Raw genomic sequence first — 4,622 nt, 5'->3', positions numbered from 1 at the left:
GCACGTCCCGTCCGTCGATCCGCGCCCGCGCCGGAGCAATCTCGCCCGCCGGCCACTGCAGAACGAAGCCGCCCGGCGGCGACGCCCGCCCGTCCAGCGTCAGCACATACCCGCCCTCGTCCCCGCGTAGATTGTAGGTCAGCGGCCCGTAGGGCGTGGGCAGGTTCGTCACTCCGACCCCCTCGCCGTCAAGCCAGGCCAGCGGAGCCCCCGCCGCCAGCACCAGGGCGTGGTCCCGGTCGCGCTCGTAGACCAGCAGGTCCAGGGCTGAGCGGATGTAGTCCGAACTGACCCAGGCATGGGGCATGTCGCCGATGAAGCGCGGTTCGCGCCTGTCGCGACCGACCACCTCGGCCCAGCCGTTCCACGCCCGCGGCCGGATGTCGGCGAAGTAGAAGTCCAGCGCCCGCAGAGCCTCGTCGCGCCGTCCCAGCCGCACCAGGGCCCCGACGTTGCGCAGTTCGTACGGGGTGTAGTCCCGCCACCCCTGCCGGTTCTCCTGCCGCGCCGTGAAATTCTCCCACCACTTGTCGAACGTGCCCTGCAGCAGATCCTGCGGCAGGTCGTCGATCAGCCCGGCCGGCGACAGGGCGATGGTGGTCGAGGTGGCGTCGAAGTCGCCCCGGTCGGCCGCACCGGCGATCCAGTCGATCCCATGCGCCCGCGCCGTCGCCTCGATGGAGGCCATCACATCGGCCCTGAATTCCGCCTCCGACGCGCGGAACCGCGCCGCCGCCGCCTCGTCGCCCAGCGTCCCCGCAATGAACGCGGCGTCCCGATAGCCCAGCAGGCCCCAGAAGTCGTCCCAGTAGGAATAGGCCGGCCGGTCCGAATAGCCCTCGTGACTGATGGTCGGCGGCAGCAGGCCGAACAGGTGCCGCTTGTCGGCATTCTGGAACTCCGCCGTCCGGGTCGAGGCGCGCAGTTCGTCCATGTAGCGGATCGCGCCCTGCACCTGCGGCCACACCTCGCGCAGCAGGGCCGCGTCGCCGGTGTAGCGGTAGGTCTCGGCGGCCAGGAAGATGAACTCGCCGTGGCTGTCGTTCTCGGGCACCGGATCGGCGCCCCGCGCGTCGGCGCAGCACGGCACCTTGCCGTTGTCGAACACCAGCGGCGCGAACCAGCGCAGATAGTCCGCCGACAGATCGGCATGGCCCAGCCGGTTCAGCCCCTCGGCCATCATCGCCCCGTCGCGGATCCAGCTGCGATTGTAGCTGCGCGTGCCCGGCTGCAGGATCGGCCCCTGCCGTGACATCAGCATGTGAGCCAGCGAGGTGCGCATCACGTCCTCGATGTGCTGCTGGCTCCCGGGCAGGGTCAGGTCGAAGCGGTCCAGCTTCTCGCGCCACGACAGCGCCACCGCGGACTGCACCTCATCCAGCATCGCCTCGACGAAGCCGGACCCCGCCGGAAGCGGCGCCAGGGGACTGCTCAGCGGAGCGACCCACGCGACCTGCCGCGTCTGTCCGGGCTGAAGCTCGAGCTCGTAGATCAGGGCGCCGGCCGCCAGTCCGGCGTCGGCTTCCACCAGACGCGCCCCGGCCGGGCGCCGCCGCGCCGCGTCGGCCAGCAGGCTCTGCGGGTCGGCGCCGGCCGCGAATGTCGAGGCCGCCACGGCGTCGACGGGCATCAGCGGGCGGAGGCGAATGGCGTCGTTGAGCACCAGCTCCTGCCCGGTCCAGTCGACCTGCTGGATCGGTCCAACCCCGCCCGGCGTGGTCAGGAACTGCACCGGTCCGTTGACCTGAAAGGGCCGCGCCATCAGCCCCAGCGTGATCACGCGACGCTCGTCGGACAGGTTGGTCAGGTAATAGCGTCCGAACAGCCGCGCGCTCCCGGGCGCGCCGTCCGCGAACGCCTCGACCTTCAGGCTCCAGCCATCCCCGGTCCAGGTCACCTCCGGCATGGGCAGGTCGTCGCCCAGCAGGCCTTGGGTGATGTTCACGTCCGCCCAGGTCACCACCCGCCCGTTGTCGATCACGAACGGCTCGATCGACGGCCCGCCCCGGCGCAGCTCTAACGCGCCGTCCTCGCCCATCAGACCGCTCTCGCCGCCGCCGTCGACCCCGACCAGGGTCCAGTACGGCTGCTCGCCATGGAAGCCGCGCGGATACAGTCCCCGGCGGCTCTCGCTCGCCACTGCCAGCATGAAGCTGGTCGGTGTCTCGCCGACCGACAGCGGCTCGATCTCCAGCGCGTTGAGCGCATAGGCGTCAGCCGCCGCCTGCCCCAGCCGCTGCCCGGCCCCGGCCTGCCCCACCACGCCCGCCTCTTCCCGCGGGGCCAGCAGGTCCAGCCGCAGCCAGCGCGCCGAGGCCTCCGGCGTGCGCAGCCAGTCGACGCTGCCGTCGCCGTCCGACACCGCCGCCAGCTCGCGCCATTCCCTTCCGTCCGATGAGGCCGTGAGCCGGTAGCGCGACGCGGCCATCCGCTCTGCCCAGCGCAGGGTCACCCCGCCGAACTCCCGCTCGTAGCCGAGGTCCAGTGTCAGGCTCTGCGCCCCGCCGCCCGTTGTGCGCCACGCCGTCGCGGGATCGTCGTCCACGGCCCGGGCGGCGACGTTCAGCCCGTCCTCGCTCGTGGCGCTCGCCAGCGGGCGCGGCGGCACGCCCGGCTCGGGCGGCAGTTCGCGCAGCTCCAGCTGGTCGATCTCGATCCAGCCCTTGCCGCCCTCCCCGGCCGTGACCACGAACTCGATCCGCTCGGCGCCGCGGAAGGTTCGATCCGGGTTGGGGCCCCAGGCCCAGGCGATCTGGCGCTTCTTGATGGTGTAGCGCGTCCACGCCGCATTGGCCTTGAAGCCGCGGACCTGGCGCCAGTGGACATTGTCGCCCGAGCCGTCGACGAATTTGATCTCCAGCGTGTTCGGCTGCATCTCGCCGCGCAGCCAGAAGCTGATCTCGTAGTTGTCGGGGACCTGCAGGTCGATCGCCCGCGCCGCGAAGGCGTAGCCGGACACCCCGTTGAAGTCGTAGTCCAGCCGCATGGCTCGTCCGTCGCGCCCGGCCACGGAACTGATCGCCGACGACACGTCGGTCGAGGCGTCGGCCGACCACGGCGCGAGCGTCTCGAACGGGTCGAGCACACGGCCGGTCTGGGCGTGGACGGGAGCACCCCACACGAGAGCCAGACCGAAGAACAACGCGACACGAAGGAGCATCGAACCCTAGCCCTTCACGCTGCCAGCCAGCATGCCGCGGATGTAGTAGCGCTGCAGGGCGAGGAAGAGGATTAGCACCGGCGCGACCGTGATCACCGCGCCGGCCATCATCATCTCGATGTCCTGCACGTGCTCGCGCGACAGCGCCGCGAGCGCCACCGGCAGCGTATAGTTCGACTGGTCGGTGAGGATGATCAGCGGCCACAGGAAGTCGTTCCAGCTGCCGAGGAAGACGAACAGCGCCAGGGTCACGATGATCGGCTGCAGCGTCGGCAGCACCACGCGGCGGAAGATCTGCCCCTCGCTCGCCCCGTCGATCCGCGCCGCCTCCAGCATCTCGTCGGGGATCGACATCGAATACTGCCGCACCAGGAACAGGCCGTAGATCGAGGCCAGCCACGGCACCAGCGCCCCGGCGTAGGTGTTCACCAGCCCCATCCCCTTCAGCATCAGGAACAGCGGCAGGGTGCCGATCTGGGCCGGCACCACCAGCGCCGCCACCAACAGCTGGAAAGTCCGCTCGCGTCCGCGGAAGCGCAGTTTGGCGAAGGCGTAGCCGGCCGGCACGGTGAACAGCAGCGCCAATCCCGTCGCCAGCGTCGCCAGCGCGAAGCTGTTCCACAGATAACGGCCCATGCCCTGCGTCACGAACAGGTCGCGGTAGTGCTCCAGCGTCCACGTTTTCGGCAGCAGCGGCGGCGGAAAGGTCGCCGCCTCGCCGGTCGCCATGAAGCTGACCGACAGCATCCACAGCAGCGGGAACAGCACCAGCAGGGCGATGAACGCCACGCCCACGTTGAGCAGCACCATCCTGACGCGGCGGGCGTTCATTCGTAGGCCCCCATCCGCTTCGCCACCGCCAGCTGCACCAGCGTCACCGCCAGGATGCACAGGAACAGGATGAAGGCCACGGCGCTGGCGGAGCCGAGGTTCCACCATTTGAAGCCCTCTTCGTACATGAAGTAGAGCACCGTGACCGTGCTCTGCGCCGGTCCGCCCTGGGTCATCACATAGGGCTCGGCGAACAGCTGGAAGAAGCCGGCCACCGAGATGATCGACACCAGAAGCAGGGTCGGGGCGATGGCCGGCAGGGTGACGTGCACGAACCGCTTCCACACCCCGGCCCCGTCGATGCGCGCCGCCTCGTACAGGTCATCCGGGACCGTCTGAAGAACGGCCAGGAAGATCAGCATGTTGTAGCCGAAGATCTTCCACACCACGAACATCAGGATGGCGGGGATGGAAGTCGACGGCTGGCCCAGCCAGTCGACCGGCGGCAGGCCGACGCTGGAGATGGCCCAGTTGATGACCCCGTAGCGGGTGTGCAGCAGGTAGTTCCACAGCACCGCGGTGGCGACCAGCGTGGTCACATACGGCGCGAAGAACATCACCCGCCACAGCGGCCGCCATTTCACCACCCGCGCATTCAGGATCACCGCCGCCGCCAGCGACGCGGCGATCG

Annotated in this window: 3 protein-coding genes; all 3 read right to left on the bottom strand. The window is 69.9% G+C overall.

Annotated features, from left to right (window positions below):
* Nucleotides 1-3,160 (bottom strand): discoidin domain-containing protein (locus VGD32_RS11505; RefSeq protein ID WP_331032024.1); only part of this gene is annotated, 3,160 nt, incomplete at its 3' end.
* A gap of 6 nt (nucleotides 3,161-3,166) precedes the next feature.
* Nucleotides 3,167-3,991, bottom strand: a complete 825-nt coding sequence (locus tag VGD32_RS11500) for a carbohydrate ABC transporter permease (RefSeq protein WP_331032023.1) — start codon at nucleotides 3,989-3,991, stop codon at nucleotides 3,167-3,169.
* Nucleotides 3,988-4,622 (bottom strand): sugar ABC transporter permease (locus VGD32_RS11495; RefSeq protein ID WP_331032022.1); only part of this gene is annotated, 635 nt, incomplete at its 5' end. The genes VGD32_RS11495 and VGD32_RS11500, both read right to left, overlap by 4 nt.

It is taken from the genome of Brevundimonas sp. (genome assembly GCF_036402095.1).
Lineage (GTDB): Bacteria > Pseudomonadota > Alphaproteobacteria > Caulobacterales > Caulobacteraceae > Brevundimonas.
Note: the sequence above shows the minus strand (reverse complement) of the source record. Positions and strands in the feature narration are given on the sequence as shown.